The 15,598-nt window shown below is 71.6% G+C and carries 16 protein-coding genes, 1 pseudogene and 1 riboswitch; of the genes and pseudogenes, 15 read left to right on the top strand and 2 right to left on the bottom strand.

Features of this window, described 5'->3' with window-relative positions; all coding sequences use genetic code 11:
* Positions 1–99 precede the first annotated feature (99 nt).
* The 5 genes and pseudogenes from PSEJ35_RS15215 to PSEJ35_RS0102845 form a co-directional block, all read left to right on the top strand.
* Positions 100–885, top strand: a pseudogene (locus PSEJ35_RS15215) (glycosyltransferase); the annotation flags it as partial.
* Positions 777–1,100: a cellulose synthase subunit BcsC-related outer membrane protein gene (locus tag PSEJ35_RS17555; protein WP_232207564.1), complete on the top strand. Its 324-nt coding sequence runs from the start codon at positions 777–779 to the stop codon at positions 1,098–1,100. The pseudogene PSEJ35_RS15215 and the gene PSEJ35_RS17555, both read left to right, overlap by 109 nt.
* 290 nt (positions 1,101–1,390) lie before the next feature.
* Positions 1,391–2,653, top strand: coding sequence for a cation:proton antiporter (locus PSEJ35_RS0102855; RefSeq protein ID WP_028916473.1), 1,263 nt, complete (start codon positions 1,391–1,393; stop codon positions 2,651–2,653).
* 162 nt (positions 2,654–2,815) lie between these two features.
* The gene (locus PSEJ35_RS0102850) at positions 2,816–3,067 is read left to right on the top strand and encodes a DUF3667 domain-containing protein (protein ID WP_028916472.1); all 252 of its coding nucleotides are present in this window, start codon (positions 2,816–2,818) and stop codon (positions 3,065–3,067) included.
* Positions 3,068–3,123: 56 nt separating this feature from the next.
* The gene (locus PSEJ35_RS0102845) at positions 3,124–3,558 is read left to right on the top strand and encodes a hypothetical protein (protein WP_156924711.1); all 435 of its coding nucleotides are present in this window, start codon (positions 3,124–3,126) and stop codon (positions 3,556–3,558) included.
* 58 nt (positions 3,559–3,616) lie between these two features.
* On the opposite strand, the gene ettA is transcribed toward PSEJ35_RS0102845, so the two are convergent.
* The gene (gene ettA / locus PSEJ35_RS0102840) at positions 3,617–5,281 is read right to left on the bottom strand and encodes an energy-dependent translational throttle protein EttA (protein ID WP_028916470.1); all 1,665 of its coding nucleotides are present in this window, start codon (positions 5,279–5,281) and stop codon (positions 3,617–3,619) included.
* A gap of 255 nt (positions 5,282–5,536) precedes the next feature.
* Here ettA and PSEJ35_RS0102835 point away from each other — a divergent pair, with 255 nt between their 5' ends.
* From PSEJ35_RS0102835 to thiL, 10 genes are all read left to right on the top strand, one after another.
* Positions 5,537–5,989 carry an RcnB family protein gene (locus PSEJ35_RS0102835; RefSeq protein WP_028916469.1) on the top strand — a complete coding sequence of 151 codons (453 nt, stop codon included), beginning with the start codon at positions 5,537–5,539 and terminating at the stop codon, positions 5,987–5,989.
* 236 nt (positions 5,990–6,225) lie between these two features.
* Positions 6,226–7,494 carry a serine hydroxymethyltransferase gene (glyA, locus tag PSEJ35_RS0102830; RefSeq protein ID WP_028916468.1) on the top strand — a complete coding sequence of 423 codons (1,269 nt, stop codon included), beginning with the start codon at positions 6,226–6,228 and terminating at the stop codon, positions 7,492–7,494.
* 123 nt (positions 7,495–7,617) lie between these two features.
* Positions 7,618–8,157, top strand: coding sequence for a transcriptional regulator NrdR (gene nrdR / locus PSEJ35_RS0102825; protein ID WP_028916467.1), 540 nt, complete (start codon positions 7,618–7,620; stop codon positions 8,155–8,157).
* Between the two features lie 8 nt (positions 8,158–8,165).
* Entirely contained in the window at positions 8,166–8,642 is a 477-nt protein-coding gene (locus PSEJ35_RS0102820; RefSeq protein WP_028916466.1) for a GNAT family N-acetyltransferase, read from the top strand.
* A complete protein-coding gene (gene ribD, locus PSEJ35_RS0102815) occupies positions 8,642–9,736 on the top strand; it encodes a bifunctional diaminohydroxyphosphoribosylaminopyrimidine deaminase/5-amino-6-(5-phosphoribosylamino)uracil reductase RibD (protein ID WP_028916465.1) in 1,095 nt (364 codons plus the stop codon). Before PSEJ35_RS0102820 ends, ribD begins: the two co-directional genes overlap by 1 nt.
* Before the next feature lie 124 nt (positions 9,737–9,860).
* Positions 9,861–10,043, top strand: a riboswitch (FMN riboswitch).
* A 147-nt stretch (positions 10,044–10,190) separates the two neighbouring features.
* Positions 10,191–10,808, top strand: coding sequence for a riboflavin synthase (locus PSEJ35_RS0102810; protein ID WP_028916464.1), 618 nt, complete (start codon positions 10,191–10,193; stop codon positions 10,806–10,808).
* Positions 10,805–11,899, top strand: a complete 1,095-nt coding sequence (gene ribB, locus PSEJ35_RS0102805; RefSeq protein ID WP_028916463.1) for a 3,4-dihydroxy-2-butanone-4-phosphate synthase — start codon at positions 10,805–10,807, stop codon at positions 11,897–11,899. Before PSEJ35_RS0102810 ends, ribB begins: the two co-directional genes overlap by 4 nt.
* Positions 11,900–12,212: 313 nt before the next feature.
* Positions 12,213–12,680, top strand: a complete 468-nt coding sequence (gene ribH / locus PSEJ35_RS0102800) for a 6,7-dimethyl-8-ribityllumazine synthase (RefSeq protein ID WP_028916462.1) — start codon at positions 12,213–12,215, stop codon at positions 12,678–12,680.
* The gene (nusB, locus tag PSEJ35_RS0102795) at positions 12,677–13,153 is read left to right on the top strand and encodes a transcription antitermination factor NusB (protein WP_028916461.1); all 477 of its coding nucleotides are present in this window, start codon (positions 12,677–12,679) and stop codon (positions 13,151–13,153) included. Before ribH ends, nusB begins: the two co-directional genes overlap by 4 nt.
* A 150-nt stretch (positions 13,154–13,303) precedes the next feature.
* Complete coding sequence (gene thiL / locus PSEJ35_RS0102790) at positions 13,304–14,290, top strand: thiamine-phosphate kinase (RefSeq protein ID WP_028916460.1); 987 nt, start codon at positions 13,304–13,306, stop codon at positions 14,288–14,290.
* A gap of 27 nt (positions 14,291–14,317) precedes the next feature.
* Here thiL and PSEJ35_RS0102785 read toward each other — a convergent pair whose 3' ends face one another.
* Positions 14,318–15,490 carry an aminotransferase class I/II-fold pyridoxal phosphate-dependent enzyme gene (locus tag PSEJ35_RS0102785; protein WP_028916459.1) on the bottom strand — a complete coding sequence of 391 codons (1,173 nt, stop codon included), beginning with the start codon at positions 15,488–15,490 and terminating at the stop codon, positions 14,318–14,320.
* Between the last annotated feature and the right edge of the window lie 108 nt (positions 15,491–15,598).

The following is a 15,598-nucleotide window of genomic DNA, read 5'->3' as shown; positions in this document are numbered from 1 at the left end:
TCCCGGGGTTGCGCGACGCCGGAGCATCGGGCCGGCGGCAGCCCCCCATTCCCGATGAGAACGCGACCGGCCGCCCGCGCGGCCGGTGAAGGAGAATCGATGGATCCGCAACGGGGCCCGAAGGGCCAGGCGCCAGGCGCCTGGAGCGCCCGCGTCGTGCTGTGGGCGAGCGCCCTGCCGGTGCTGGCGTTCGTGGCCACCGTCCCGCTCGCGGCCGGTCCGCAGCTGGTGTTCTCGGCGGTGGTGTTCATCGCCGCGCTGCTCCTGCGTCGCAATGGCAGCCGCCTGGCGGTGCTGGCGATGATGGGCCTGTCCCTGGCCATGTCCACCCGCTACATGTGGTGGCGGCTGACCGAGACCATGGGCTGGAGCAGCTTCGTCGACCTCACCCTCGGCCTGGGCCTGGTGCTGGCCGAGGTCTACGCCTACCTGATCCTGGTGCTGGGCTACTTCCAGGTGGCCTGGCCGCTGAACCGCAAGCCGTTGCCGCTGCCGGCGGACCAGTCGCAGTGGCCGACGGTGGACGTGTTCATCCCCACCTACAACGAGCCGCTGGCGGTGGTGCGCACCACCGTGCTGGCCGCCACCGTGCTGGACTGGCCGGTGGACAAGCTCAACATCCACGTGCTCGACGACGGCCGCCGCGAGGAGTTCCGCGAGTTCTGCGAGCAGGTCGGCGTGCACTACGTCACCCGCACCAACAACAACCATGCCAAGGCCGGCAACATCAACGCCGCGCTGAAGAAGTCCAGCGGCGAGTTCGTCGCCATCTTCGACTGCGACCACATCCCGGCGCGCTCGTTCCTGCAGGTGTCGATGGGCTGGTTCCTGCGCGACCCGAAGCTGGCGGTGGTGCAGACCCCGCACTACTTCTTCTCGCCGGACCGGCGCAGAGCCATACCGGCCAGTCCTACAACCTCAGCGCCGCGGCCGAGTGGCAGCTGTCGCGGCAGCTGTTCCTGGGTGGCCGGGTGGACCTGAACAACGCCCGCGACTACCGCCAGTACGGCACCAACCTGTACCTGCGTTTCCTGCTCGACCGCTTCGGCGCCAACCTCGGCCGGCAGCCGCAGCCGGTGCGTTCGCCTTACGCCGACTGAGCCGTTCAGCCGGTCCCGGCCGCCTCGCGCTGCCGGGACCGCCGCCGACGCGCGCGCTGCGCGTCGTGCCGTCATGGCCCAGCGGGCACGGCCGCTCCTGCCCTCCGTACTCGCTTTCCGACGAAACCTTCCGGGTCGCCGGCGTGCCGTCGTACCGCGCCCGTGGACCCGGCACTTCCGCTTCGCGTCGTGCCAATATCCGCTGGCCAGCATGGCCCGGTTCCGGTCGACCGGACCGCTCCATGCCCCGGGTGCGGTTGCCGGGATCCAGTACCTGCGCAGAGGGCTGCATGAATCCCACCACCGTGCTGTTGCTGCAGCTGGTCACCATCCTGGCGCTGGCGCGGCTGTGCGGATGGGTGTTGCGCCGGTTCGGCCAGCCGCCGGTGATCGGCGAGATGGCCGCGGGCCTGCTGCTGGGGCCGATGGTGTTCGGCGCGCTGCTTCCCGACGCGCATGCGGTGCTGTTCTCGGCCGGCTCGCTGCCGGCGCTTTCGGGGCTGGGCACGATCGGCGTGGCGTTCTTCATGTTCATCGTCGGCGCCGAACTGCGCGCGCCGGAGGGCGACCGCCGCCAGGTGCGCGCGGCGGTGTCGATCGGTGTGCTGGGCATCGCCTTCCCGCTGCTGCTGTCGCTGGCGCTGGCGCCGTGGCTGTACCGGCGGATGGCCCCCGACGGGGTGGGCTACTGGCCGTTCGCGCTGTTCATCGCGGCGGTGATGTCGGTGACCGCGTTCCCGGTGCTGGCGCGGATCCTCAAGGACCGCGGCCTGGCGCGGAGCACGCCCGGCCGGCTGGCGTTGAGCGCCGCGGTCATCGACGACGCCTGCGTGTGGATCTTCCTCGCCCTGGTGCTGGCGCTGTCGGGCGGCGGCCCGGGCAACAGCGTGGTGCTGGCGATCGGCGGCGGCGTGGCGCTCGTCGCGGTCGTGTTCGTGCTGCTGGAGCCGCTCTATGCGCGCCTGCTGCGTCCGCACCCGGGCGCCACCGAGCCGCCGCCGTGGGTGATGGTGTGGCTGCTGGTCGGCGTGCTGGCCTGCGCAGCCGCGGCGGAGTGGGTCGGCCTGCATGCGGTGCTGGGCGCGTTCCTGTTCGGCCTGTGCCTGCCGCGCGAGGAATGGCTGCTGCACTACCTGGTCCGCCGCATCGAGCCGATGGCGGTGCTGCTGCTGATGCCGGTGGTGTTCGCGCTGGCCGGGCAGAACACCACCAGCCAGGCCTTCGCCGGCGCCGGCCCCGGTGCGCTGGCGCTGATCCTGCTGGTGGCGGTGGCCGGCAAGATCATCGGCTGCGCCGCCGGCGCGCGCCTCAACGGCTACGGCTGGGGCGACAGCCTGGCGGTGGGTTCGCTGATGAACGCGCGCGGGCTGATGGAGCTGATCGTGATCAGGATCGGTTTCGATGCGGGCCTGATCGGGCCGGAGCTGTTCACCCTGCTGTTCGCGATGACCCTGGTCACCACGTTGATGTCCTCGCCGCTGCTGAGCCTGTTCTACGGGCGTGGGCGGCTGGCGGCGACCGACGCCGCGCACGGGCTGCAACCGGACCGCTAGCGGACGCCTGTTTCCCGATGCGGCACGCCCGGAGCCGGACAGGGCAGGGCAGGGCAGGACGTGTCTCGCGGCCCTGCCTGCGGCAGCAGGTATGATGCGCGGCCAGTGCGCGGGGAGACGCGGATGTCGGATGCAGTGCGGTGCGTGGAGTGCGGACACGCCGTGGGCGGTCCCGTGCGCAACTTCTGTCCGGGCTGCGGCCAGCCGGCGACGGCACGCCGCATCGACTGGACCTACCTGGTCGAACAGGTCCGTTACGGCATCCTCAATCTCGACCGCGGCCTGGGGTACTCGCTGCGCAACCTGCTGCTGCGCCCCGGCCGGTTGATGCGCGACTACGTCGAGGGCCGCCGTGCGCGCCAGGTCAAACCGCTGCCGTTGTGCTGCTGGGGGCCGCGGCGGTGGTACTCGTAGGGCGCCTCGCCGCCGGCGGCGACGTCATCGGCTCGGCCGTGCTCGCGGGCGTCGAAATGTCCGGCAATCCGGATCCGGATGCGGTGCTCGCGGCGCAGGATTCGGCGAGGGCGGTGCAGGCCTGGGCGAACCACCACTTCGCGGCCATCACCCTGCTGTTGCTGCCGGTGGAAGCGCTGGCCCTCCGGGTCGCGTTCCACCGCGTCGGCGGCCTCAACTATCCCGAGTGGCTGGTGATCAGCACCTTCGTCACCGTGCAGGCCTTCATGTTCTGGATCGCCGGGCTGCTGTTGCAGCGCTGGGTCCCGGGCGCGCCGGGCTGGGCGATGTCCTTCGCGATCGTCTTCCAGCTGTTCTCTCTGGCGCAGTTCTTCGCCGGTTACCCGTGGTGGAAGTCCGTGTTGCGCGGCGTGCTCGGCCTGTGCCTGTACGCGGTGGTGCAGTCGGTCCTCACCGTGGTCGCGTTCGAACTGGCCGCGCTCGTGGGCTGAGCGTTGCGCCGTCCCCGAAGAAGAACGCCCGCCGAGTGGCGGGCATTCCGTGCAGCGCTTACTTCAGGGCCTTGAAGCGCAGGCGCTTCGGGCCGGCGTCGTCGCCGAGGCGGCGCTTCTTGTCTTCCTCGTACTCGCGGTAGTTGCCCTGGAAGAACTCCACGTGCGAATCGCCCTCGAAGGCGAGGATGTGGGTGGCGATGCGGTCCAGGAACCAGCGGTCGTGCGAGATCACGAAGGCGTTGCCCGGGAACTCCAGCAACGCGTCTTCCAGCGCGCGCAGGGTCTCGATGTCCAGGTCGTTCGACGGTTCGTCGAGCAGCAGCACGTTGCCGCCCTGCAGCAGGGTCTTGGCCATGTGCAGGCGGCCGCGTTCGCCGCCGGACAGCGAACCGACCAGCTTCTGCTGGTCCGGGCCCTTGAAGTTGAAGCGGCCGATGTAGGCGCGCGACTGGATCTCGATGCCGTTGATGTTGAGGATGTCCAGGCCCCCGGAGACCTCCTGGAACACGGTGTTGTTCGGGTTCAGCGCGCCGCGGCTCTGGTCCACGTAGGCCAGGTTCACGGTCGGGCCGATCACGATCTCGCCGCTGTCCGGCTTCTCCTGGCCGGTGATCATCTTGAACAGGGTCGACTTGCCGGCGCCGTTGGGGCCGATGATGCCGACGATCGCGCCGGCCGGCACGATGAAGCTCAGGTCGTCGATCAGCAGGCGCTCGCCGAACTTCTTGGAGACGTTCCTGAACTCGATCACCGAGTTGCCCAGGCGCTCGCCCGGCGGGATGAAGATCTCGTTGGTCTCGTTGCGCTTCTGGTACTCGACCGACTGCAGTTCCTCGAGGCGGGCCAGGCGCGCCTTGCCCTTGGAGCGGCCGCCCTTGGCGTTCTGCCGCGCCCACTCCAGTTCCTTGGCGATCGCCTTCTGCCGCGCCTTCTCCTGGTTCTCTTCCTGCTTGAGGCGCTCTTCCTTCTGCTGCAGCCACTCGGTGTAGTTGCCCTTCCACGGGATGCCGCGGCCGCGGTCCAGCTCGAGGATCCACTCGGCGGCGTTGTCGAGGAAGTAGCGGTCGTGGGTCACCGCGACCACGGTGCCGGTGTAGCGGGCCAGGAACTGCTCGAGCCACTCGACCGACTCGGCGTCGAGGTGGTTGGTCGGTTCGTCGAGCAGCAGCATGTCCGGCTTCTGCAGCAGCAGGCGGCACAGGGCGACGCGGCGCTTCTCGCCGCCGGACAGCTTGCCGATCTTCGCGTCCCACGGCGGCAGGCGCAGCGCGTCGGCGGCCACGTCCAGCTGCTGCTCGAGGGTGTGGGCGTCGCCCGAGGCCAGGATCGCCTCCAGGCGCTCCTGCTCCTTGGCCAGCGCGTCGAAGTCGGCGCCTTCCTCGGCGTAGGCGGCGTAGACCTTCTCCAGCGCGGCCTGCGCCTGCAGGACCTCGCCGACGCCTTCCTCGACCGCTTCGCGGACGGTCATCTCCGGATCCAGCTCCGGTTCCTGCGGCAGGTAGCCGACCTTGATGCCGGGCTGCGGGCGGGCCTCGCCCTCGAAGTCCTGGTCGACGCCGGCCATGATCCGCAGCACGGTGGACTTGCCGGCGCCATTGAGGCCCAGCAGGCCGATCTTGGCCCCCGGGAAGAAGCTCAGCGAGATGTCCTTGATGATCTGCCGCTTCGGCGGGACCACCTTGGACACCCGGTTCATGGTGTAGATGTATTGCGAGGACATGCTGTCTCCGTAGCGCGCGACCGCGTCCCGGCCGGCGTACGGACGGGATCCCGGCTGGAAAGGGAACGCGCGATTATAGCCCGATCGCGGGCCAGGCCCCGGCGTCGCCGGATCGGCCGCAGGCCCTGCCGGGGCGGGATTTCCGCCGGCTGAACGGTCAGGGAGAAGGCGTTGACGGGAAACGGTTCCAGTCGGAAACCGTTCATGCGCCGTGAACAAGATTGGACTCGCCCATCCACACCAGCGAGTGCCGCCATGAAGATGAACCGAGTGATTGCCGTCGCGATGACCTCGATGCTCGCGCTGGGCGTCGCGGCCCCGGCCCTGGCGGCTGGCGGCCCCGGCCACGACCGCGGCCACCACGGCTGGAACGAGCGTGGCCACGGCCATGGCAAGCATCACGGGCGCCACGACCACGACCGCCGCGACGACCGCCGCCACTACAGCAAGGGCTACAAGGACGGCTACCGCGATGCCCGCTACCACGAACCGCGGGTGGTCTACCGGCCGGCGCCGTCGTACGGCTGGGTCCGCGGCCACCGCTACCGCGACTACTACCGGGGCCCGGTCTACGTGGTGCACGACTACGACCGCTACCACCTGCGCCGCCCGCCGCACGGCCACCACTGGATCCGCGACGACCGCGGCGACATGCTCCTGGTGGCCGTGGCCACCGGCATCATCGCCGACATCATCCTGCACCACTGACCGGTTCGCGCCGGGCTCCATCCAGACGCCGTCCCGCAGACCTGCGGGGCGGCGTTTCCGTTTCCGGGGCACGGCAGGGACGGGCGAGGGGGGCAAGAAAGGGCGGCCCGGGTGCCCGGCAAGCGTCCACGGCGGCCGGGCGCCGGATTCCGCGACCCCCTTCAATGGCGGCAACCTGCGGCCGGGCTTACAATTTCGGGTCTGAGCACCCCTGCCTGCCCGCCCCTGGAGAGCCGATGTACCCGCGCGACGCCCGAATCGAAGCCTACGATCCCGAACTGGCCAAGGCGATCGCCGACGAGGCCCGGCGCCAGGAAGACCATGTCGAGCTGATCGCCAGCGAGAACTATGCCAGCCCGCGGGTCATGGAAGCGCAGGGCAGCGTGCTGACCAACAAGTACGCCGAGGGCTACCCGCACAAGCGCTACTACGGCGGCTGCGAATACGTCGACGTCGCCGAGCAGCTGGCGATCGACCGGGTCAAGCAGCTGTTCGGGGCGGACTACGCCAACGTGCAGCCGCATTCCGGCTCGCAGGCCAACCAGGCCGTGTACTTCGCCCTGCTGCAGCCGGGCGACACCATCCTCGGCATGTCGCTGGCCCACGGCGGCCACCTGACCCACGGCGCCAAGGTGAATGCCTCCGGCAAGCTGTTCAACGCCATCCAGTACGGCGTCAACGACGAAGGCCTGATCGACTACGACGAGGTCGAGCGCCTGGCCGTGGAACACAAGCCGAAGATGGTCGTGGCCGGCTTCTCCGCCTATTCGCAGGTGATCGACTGGGCGCGCTTCCGCGCCATCGCCGACAAGGTCGGCGCGTACCTGTTCGTGGACATGGCCCACGTCGCCGGCCTGGTTGCCGCCGGCGTGTACCCGAACCCGCTGCCGCACGCGCACGTGGTCACCTCCACCACCCACAAGACCCTGCGCGGCCCGCGCGGCGGCATCATCCTGTCCGCGACCCAGGGCGCCGGCGAGCAGTTCGAGGAGATCTCCAAGAAGCTCCAGTCGATCGTGTTCCCGGGCATCCAGGGCGGTCCGCTGATGCACGTGATCGCGGCCAAGGCGGTGGCCTTCAAGGAGGCGCTGGAGCCGGAGTTCAAGGCCTACCAGCAGCAGGTCGTGAAGAATGCCCAGGCCATGGCCGGCACGCTGATCGCGCGCGGTTACAAGATCGTCTCCGGCGGCACGCAGAACCACCTGATGCTGGTCGACATGATCGGCAAGGACGTGTCCGGCAAGGACGCGGAGGCGGCGCTGGGCAAGGCCCACATCACCGTCAACAAGAACTCGGTGCCCAACGACCCGCGCTCGCCGTTCGTGACCTCGGGCCTGCGCCTGGGCACCCCGGCGGTGACCACCCGCGGCTACACCGAGCAGGATTGCATCGACCTGGCCAACTGGATCGCCGACGTGCTCGACGCGCCGAACGACGACAGCGTGATCGAAGCCGTCAAGGCGAAGGTCACCGAGCAGTGCCGCAAGTACCCGGTCTACGGCTGAGCAGGACCGGTCGGGATGGAGCACGGCCGGGCGCCGGCATGGTGGGCGGTGGGGGTCTCCCGGGCCATCGCCGCTGACCTGGCCGCCATCCCCTTCGAGTGCGGGGCCCGCTGAGGAAGTCCGATGCATTGTCCGTACTGCCAGCACAACGATACCCGCGTGATCGATTCGCGCGTGTCCGAGGACGGCGCGACGATCCGCCGCCGGCGCGGCTGCGAGGCCTGCGGCGAGCGCTTCAGCACCCTGGAAACGGTGGAGCTGAAGCTGCCGGCGATCATCAAGAGCGACGGCCGCCGCGAGCAGTTCGACGCCAAGAAGCTGCGCCAGGGCTTCGACCGCGCGCTGCAGAAGCGCCCGGTGTCCGAGGAGCAGATCGAAGCGGCGGTGCGCGCGGTCGTGCACGGGGTGCGCATGAGCGGCGAGCGCGAGTTGGCGTCGCGGCGCATCGGCGAGTTCGTGATGGACGAGCTGCGCAAGCTCGACCACGTCGGCTACGTGCGCTTCGCCTCGGTCTACCGCAGCTTCGAGGACGTGGCCGACTTCCGCGAGGAGATCGAGAAACTCGAGCGCGACCTGCCGCCGGGCAGCGGCCAGCTGCCGCTGCTGCAGGGCGGCGAGGTCGTGCCGATCGACCGGCACGCCGACCGCAACCGGAAGCGCTGACCGCCGCCATGCGCATCGAGTGGCTGCGTGACCACCCGCGGCACATCGACGCGCTCGCCGCCGCGCACGTCGAGGCCTTCGGCCGGCTGCTGCCGGACTGGACCGTGGCGCAGGCCGCCGGCGAACTGCGTTCGCACAGGCAGGCGCGGGCGATCCCGAGCACCCTGCTGGCGCTGGACGACGCCGGCGGCTGGCTCGGTTCGGTCAGCCTGCTGCAGGAGGACCACCAGGACATCCGCCAGTACTCGCCGTGGCTGGCCAGCCTGTACGTGCGCCCGGAGGCGCGCGGGCAGGGCGTGGGCGCGGCGCTGGTCGCGCACTGCGTGGCCGAAGCCGGTGCGCTGGGCGTGCGGCAGCTGTACCTGTACTGCACGCCGGCGCTGGTCGACTGGTACCGCGCGCGGGGCTGGCGCGAGCACGCGCAGGTGACGCTGGGCCTGCTGCACGTGCAGGTGATGGCGACCGAATGCATGGGGGAAGCCTGATGGACGGTTTCGACGCCCGCGACCGCGAACTGATGGCGCGCGCGCTGCAGCTGGCCGGACGCGGCCTGTGGACCGCGCGCCCGAACCCGATGGTCGGCTGCGTGCTCGCCCGCGACGGCGAAATCGTCGGCGAGGGCTGGCATCCGCGCACCGGCGAGCCGCACGCGGAAGTGTTCGCCCTGCGCGAGGCCGGCGAACGCGCGCGCGGCGCCACCGCCTACGTGACCCTGGAACCCTGCGCCCACCACGGACGCACGCCGCCGTGCGCGGACGCGCTGGTGGCTGCCGGCGTCGCCCGGGTGGTGGCGGCGATGCGCGATCCGTTCCCGCGCGTCGACGGCGCCGGTTTCGCCCGCCTGCGCGCGGCCGGGATCGAGGTGGCCTCCGGGCTGCTGGAGGCCGAAGCGCGCGAGCTCAACCGCGGCTTCCTGTCGCGGGTGCAGCGCGGGCGGCCGTGGCTGCGGATCAAGCTGGCTGCCAGCCTCGACGGGCGCACGGCGATGGCCAGCGGCGAGTCGAAGTGGATCACCGGCGAGACTGCGCGCGCCGACGTGCAGCGCTGGCGCGCGCGCAGCGGCGCCATCCTCACCGGCGCCGACACGGTGCTGGCCGACGACCCGGCGCTGACCGCGCGGGTCGGCGAGGGCGCCGATCTCGTACCGCCGCTGCGCGTGGTCCTCGACCGCCGCCTGCGCAGCCTGGCCAGCGTGAAGGTCCGCGACGGCAGCGCGCCGACGCTGTACCTGCACGGCCCCGATGCCGTGCCGCCGCCGGGCGTGGAGGCGGAATTCGCGGCCGTACCACTGCGCGACGGCCACCTCGACCTGGAGGCGGCGCTGCGCCTGCTCGGTGCGCGCGGGATCAACGAGGCCCAGGTCGAGGCCGGCCCGGTGCTCTGCGGGGCGCTGCTGCGCGCCGGCGTGGTCGACGAGCTGCTGCTGTACCAGGCGCCGCTGCTGCTGGGCGACGAGGCGCGCCCGCTGTTCGCCGGGCTTGGCCTCGGCAGCATGGCCCAGGCCCTGCGCTTCGACGTGGTCGACGAGGCCGCCTTCGACCCGGACCGGCGCCTGCTGCTGCGGCCGCGCCAGGCCTGAGGGCGGTCGCCGGCCCGTCCCGGCCGGTCCATGGATGCACTGTTCCGGCCACCGACCGGAGGGCATTCAGCCGCCTGCGGTAGAATGCGCGGGCCGGTTCGCCGGCATTCCCGACAACCAGAAACAACGTCTTCAGGGCGGGGTGGAATTCCCCACCGGCGGTAGGCGCGGTGCTTCGGCATGGCGCGAGCCCGCGAGCGCTTCCGGCCGGCAACCGGCGGAAGGCAGCAGATCCGGTCCAATGCCGGAGCCGACGGTCGAGGCGTGGCGAGTCCACGCCCTAGAGTCCGGATGAAAGAAGACGCAGCCGCCCGGCCCGTGCCGGGCGTCCGCCCGTGCCCCGGGACGTTTTTCGCGAGCAACAGGCGGAAAACGCAATGAAGTTCCACCCAGTGTCCCGCGCCGGCGGCGTGGTCCAGGCGCAGCCCCGATGCCTCCTGCCGGAGGTGCGCTGATGTTCACCGGCATCATCGAAGGCGTCGGCCGCCTGGCCGCGCGCGAACCGCGCGGCGGCGACGTCCGCTTTACCTTCGCCACCGGCAGCCTGCCGTTCGCCGACGTGCGCCTCGGCGAGAGCATCGCGGTCAACGGCGTGTGCCTGACCGTGATCGCGTTCGATGCTTCGTCCTTCCAGGCCGACGCCTCCACCGAAACCCTGTCGCTGACCACCCTCGGCACGCTGGCCGAAGGCGCCGCGCTGAACCTGGAACGCGCCATGCGCCCGGACGACCGCCTTGGCGGCCACCTGGTCAGCGGCCACGTGGACGGCATCGGCAAGGTGCTGTCGGTGCACGAGGACGCACGCGCGCAGCGCTGGCGCTTCTCCGCGCCGGCGCCGCTGCTGAAGTACATCGCGAAGAAGGGCTCGATCTGCGTCGACGGCGTCAGCCTCACCGTCAACGAGGTCGACGAAGAGGGCTTCGAGGTCGCGCTGATCCCGCACACCGTCGCCCATACCCGCTTCGCCGAGACGCAGTTGGGCGATGCGGTGAACCTGGAGATCGACCTGGTCGCCCGCTACGTCGAGCGCCTGCTCGGCGCGCGTGCCGGCGGCGAAGGAGCAGCGGCATGAACTTCGCGCCCATCCCCGAACTGCTGGAGGAGATCCGCGCCGGCCGCATGGTGGTGATCGTCGACGACGAGGACCGCGAGAACGAAGGCGACCTGATCATGGCCGCCGAGCTGGTGCGCCCGGCCGACATCAACTTCATGGTCACCCACGCCCGCGGCCTGGTGTGCCTGTCGCTGACCCGCGAGCGTTGCGGCCAGCTGGGGCTGGCGCCGATGGTCCAGCGCAACACCGCGCAGTTCCAGACCAACTTCACCGTCAGCATCGAGGCCGCCGAAGGCGTCACCACCGGCATCTCGGCCTACGACCGCGCCCACACCATCCGCACCGCGGTGCGCCCGGACGCCAAGCCGAGCGACCTGAGCCAGCCGGGCCACGTGTTCCCGCTGATCGCCCAGCCCGGCGGCGTGCTGACCCGAGCCGGCCACACCGAGGCCGCCAGCGACCTGCCGATGCTCGCCGGCCTGGAGCCGGCCGGCGTGCTGGTCGAGATCATGAACCCCGACGGCACCATGGCCCGGCGCCCCGAGCTGGAAGTGTTCGCGCGCGAGCACGGCCTGAAGATGGGCTCGATCGCCGACCTGATCGCCTGGCGCCTGGCCAACGAGCACACGGTCGAGCGCGTCGACGAACGCGAGATCGACACCGAGTTCGGCCCGTTCCGCCTGCTGACCTACCGCGACCGCATCGCCCACGAGCTGCACTTCGCCCTGGTCCGCGGCACCCCCGGCAAAGCCACCCCGACCCTGGTCCGCGTGCAGGTCGAGAACCCGCTGAGCGACCTGCTGCACTGGCGCCGCGACGACTTCGGCGTGGCCGCCACCGACGCCCTGCGCGCGATCGCCGCCGAAGGGCAGGGGGTGATGGTGGTGCTGTCCGAGCCGCGCGACCCCGAGGCCCTGCTGGCGCGCCTGCGCAAGCAGCCGGAGATCCAGGCCAACCGCAAGGACGTCGGCCAGTGGCGGCGCAACGGCGCCGGCGCGCAGATCCTGGCCGACCTCGGCCTGGGCAGGTTGCGCGTGCTGGGCACCCCGCGCCGCCAGGTAGGCCTGGCCGGCTACGGCCTGGAGGTCGTCGAGTACGTCACCCCGTAAGTGGCCTGAACTGGCCTGCCGCAGCAACATGGCGAGGCCCGCTCTCCTGGAAGTCCGCCACCCGTCAAAGCGTCGCCTAGGCGCCCCTGACGGGAGGTGAAGGAGGAGGCGCCGGCCCTGGCCGGCGCCGGGGGACACGAGCGGCAGGGGCGCCAGGGCGGCGCTCCTCCAGCCACGTTTCCGCCGCTTCCGCTCCGGATCCAGCCACGCCGCTCCCGCTCCCGCCACGCCTTCCAGTACCTGATCGGCCTACCCCGGACGCCCCTCGCACCCGCGTCCGGTAAACTGTGCGACCCCCGAGGACCCGTAACCCATGACCCTCTACGAAGGCGACCTCCGCCTGCCGGCCGGCGCCCGCATCGCGATCCTGGCCAGCCGCTGGAACGCCCGCATCACCGACGCCCTCGTCGCCGGCGCCCGCCGCTGCCTGGCCGACCACGGCGTGCCCGAGGATGCCGTCGACGTCGTCCGCATGCCCGGCGCCTGGGAACTGCCGGTCGCCGCCCGCCAGCTCGCCCTCGCCGGCGGCCACCGCGCCCTGGTCGTACTGGGCTGCGTCGTCCGCGGCGATACCCGCCACTACGAACACGTCGCCGACCTCTGCGCCGAAGGCCTGATGCGCGTCGCCCTGGACACCGGCGTGCCGGTGCTCAACGGCGTGCTGGCCGTCGAACGCTTCGAGGACGCCGAGGCCCGCGCCGGCGGCAGCCACGGCAACAAGGGCGAGGAAGTCGCGCTTGCCGCGCTGGAAATGATCAACCTGCTGGAGCGCCTGCCATGAACCGTCCCCATCGTTCCCGCCCCGGCGTCGACCCGGTGCTGCGTGCCCGCGCCCGCCGCCGCGCCCTGCAGGCGATCTACGCCTGGCAGATCTCCGGCGGCAACGCCCAGCAGGTGATCGCCCAGTTCGCCCACGAACAGGCCCACGAAGTGGCCGACCTCGAGTATTTCGAGGACCTGGTGCGCGGCGTGATCGCCGAGCGCGCCGGCCTGGACGTGGCCCTGGCCCCGCACCTGGACCGCGGCGTCGAGGAAGTCGACGCGATCGAGCGCGCCGTGCTGCGCCTGGCCGCGTACGAACTGCTGCACCGCCCGGACGTGCCCTACCGCGTGGTGATCAACGAGGCCATCGAGACCGCCAAGCGCTTCGGTTCCGAACACGGCCACACCTACGTCAACGGGGTGCTCGACCGCGCCAGCGCGCAGTGGCGTCCGCTGGAAATGCAGGCCGGCCGCAACGGCAACGGCCGCTGAGGCCGCGGCGGGCGCGCTGGCGATCGCCGCCGCGCTGCGTCCCCCTCGTGCGGCCGCCGGCAGGCCGCGCATCCGCACGCTCCACGACCGCGTCCGCCCGCAGGCCTATGGCGTAGCCGCGCGGCGCCCGTAGCGGGCAAGATGGCAGGCATGGCCGAATTCGACCTCATCGACCTGGTCCGCGCGCGCACCGGTGCCGCCGCCGGACGCGGCGACGTGGCCCTGGGCATCGGCGACGATGCCGCGCTGCTGCGCGTGCCACCCGGCCACGAGCTGGTGGTTACCGCCGATACGCTCAATGCCGGCGTGCACTTCCCGCCCGACGCCGCGCCGGCCGATACCGGCTGGAAGGCGCTGGCGGTGAACCTGTCCGACCTGGCCTCGATGGGTGCGCGCCCGGCCTGGTGCACACTGTCGCTCTCGCTGCCGGAAGCCGATGAGGCGTGGCTGCGCGCCTTCGTCGACGGCTTCGCGGAACTGGCCGGGATACACGGCATCGCCCTTGTCGGCGGCGACACCACGCGCGGCCCGCTGTCGATCGCGGTCACCGCAATGGGCCTGGTTGAAACCGGTGCAGCGCTGCGCCGCGACCGCGCCCGCGCCGGCGACGACGTATGGGTGACCGGCACGCTGGGGGATGCCGCGGCGGCGCTGGTGCTGGGCGGGCACATCCCCGCGGATGGCGAAGTGCCGCCCGTGTCCGCGGACGTGGCCGCGCCCCTGCACGCGCGGCTGGCGCGCCCGACGCCGCGCGTGGAAGCCGGCCGCCGCCTGCTCGGCCTGGCCCGCGCCTGCGTCGATGTCTCCGACGGCCTGCTCGCCGACCTCGGCCATGTCTGCGCGCGCAGTGCCGTCGGCGCGGAGATCGATATCGCCCGGCTGCCGGCATCGCCGGCGCTCTCCGCCGCGTTCGACAGACCGTCACGCAGCGCCCTGCAGGCCGGTGGCGGCGACGACTACGAGCTGTGCTTCACGGCCGATCCGGCGCTGCGCGACCATGTCGCCGCGGCGCTGGAACTGGCGTGCGTGGACGCCACCCGCATCGGCCGCATCGTCGCCGGCAGCGGCGTGCGCGCGCTGGATGCGCACGGCCGGCCGTGGCAGCCGCCACGCAGCGGGTACGTGCATTTCGGCTGAGCGGATTCCGCTGCGCGACGCCCCGGGTCAGAGCCGCGCCACCGCCGCCGCCATCCGTTCCACCGCTTCCTGCAGCAGCGGACGCGGCATCGCGAAGTTGAGCCGCACATGGCCTTCGCCCCCTTCGCCGCACTCGGCGCCATCGGTCAGCGCGACCTGGGCGTGGCGTCGGAAGAACGTGGCCGGTGCGGTATCCAGCGGCAACGCGCGGCAGTCCAGCCAGGCCAGGTAGGTACCCTGTGGCTCGATACAGCCGACCTGCGGGAGCTTCCCGCGCAGCAGTCGGCCGAGCAGCTCGCGGTTGCCGTGCAGGTAGTCCAGCACCAACGCCAGCCACGGATCGCCCTCGCGCCAGGCGGCGGTGTGCGCGATCACGCCGGGCGTGGACGTGCTGTTGCCGGCGAAGTGGCCGATCGCGCGCCAGCGTTGCAGGTCTTCGGCGCGGGTGAACACCAGCTGCGCGCACTTGAGCCCGGCCAGGTTCCAGGCCTTCGAGGCCGACACCGCGGTGATCGCCTGGCGTGCGGCTTCGTCGGACAGGCTGGCGTAGGGCACGTGACGATGGCCCGGATAGACCAGCGGCGCATGGATCTCGTCGGCGAACACCCGTGCGTCGTGGCGCGCGGCAATGGCAGCGATCCGGCGCAGCTCGTCTTCGGTGTAGACCTTGCCGATCGGGTTGTGCGGATTGCACAGCAGCAGCATGCGCGCGCCGTCGGCGAAGGCGTGGGCCAGCGCGTCCTCGTCCAGCGTCCAGCCTTCGTCGCCGCGCAGCATCGGCACCTGCCGCACCGGATGGCCGAGCAACGCCAGCAGCGGCAGGAACGGCATGTAGCACGGTACCGGCACCGCGACCATCGCCCCGGCCGGCAGGTAGTGGCGGCACACCGTCTCCAGCGCGCCGAGCACGTCTGGCACGGCGCGGATCGCGTCCGGGGAAACGTCCCAGCCGTGGTGGCGGCGCTGCCAGTCGGCGCAGGCCTCGGCCATCGCCCGCAGCGGCGTGGCGGAAAGGTAGCCGAGCTGGCTGCTTTCCACCGCGGCGTGCAGGGCCTGGCGGATCGGCGCGGCGATGCCGAAGTCCATCTCGGCGACGAAGGCGCCGATGCAGTCCGGGAACGCGCGCCACTTCAGCCCGCCGTGCGCGCGCAGCTGCTCGAGGGTGATCGAATCGAACGCCAAGGTATCGGGGGTGTCCAAGCTGTCGCTCCGCCGTGTGCGCCGGCATTCTCGCATCCGTCGCGCATGCGCGGCGTGGCGGCGCTTCGCCGCCGTAGAGCGGGGCTTGCCCCGCTGCTTTTCCCCGCT

Origin of the sequence: Pseudoxanthomonas sp. J35 (assembly GCF_000513995.1) — a bacterium.
GTDB lineage: Bacteria > Pseudomonadota > Gammaproteobacteria > Xanthomonadales > Xanthomonadaceae > Pseudoxanthomonas.
This window is presented reverse-complemented; position numbering and strand designations above follow the sequence as displayed.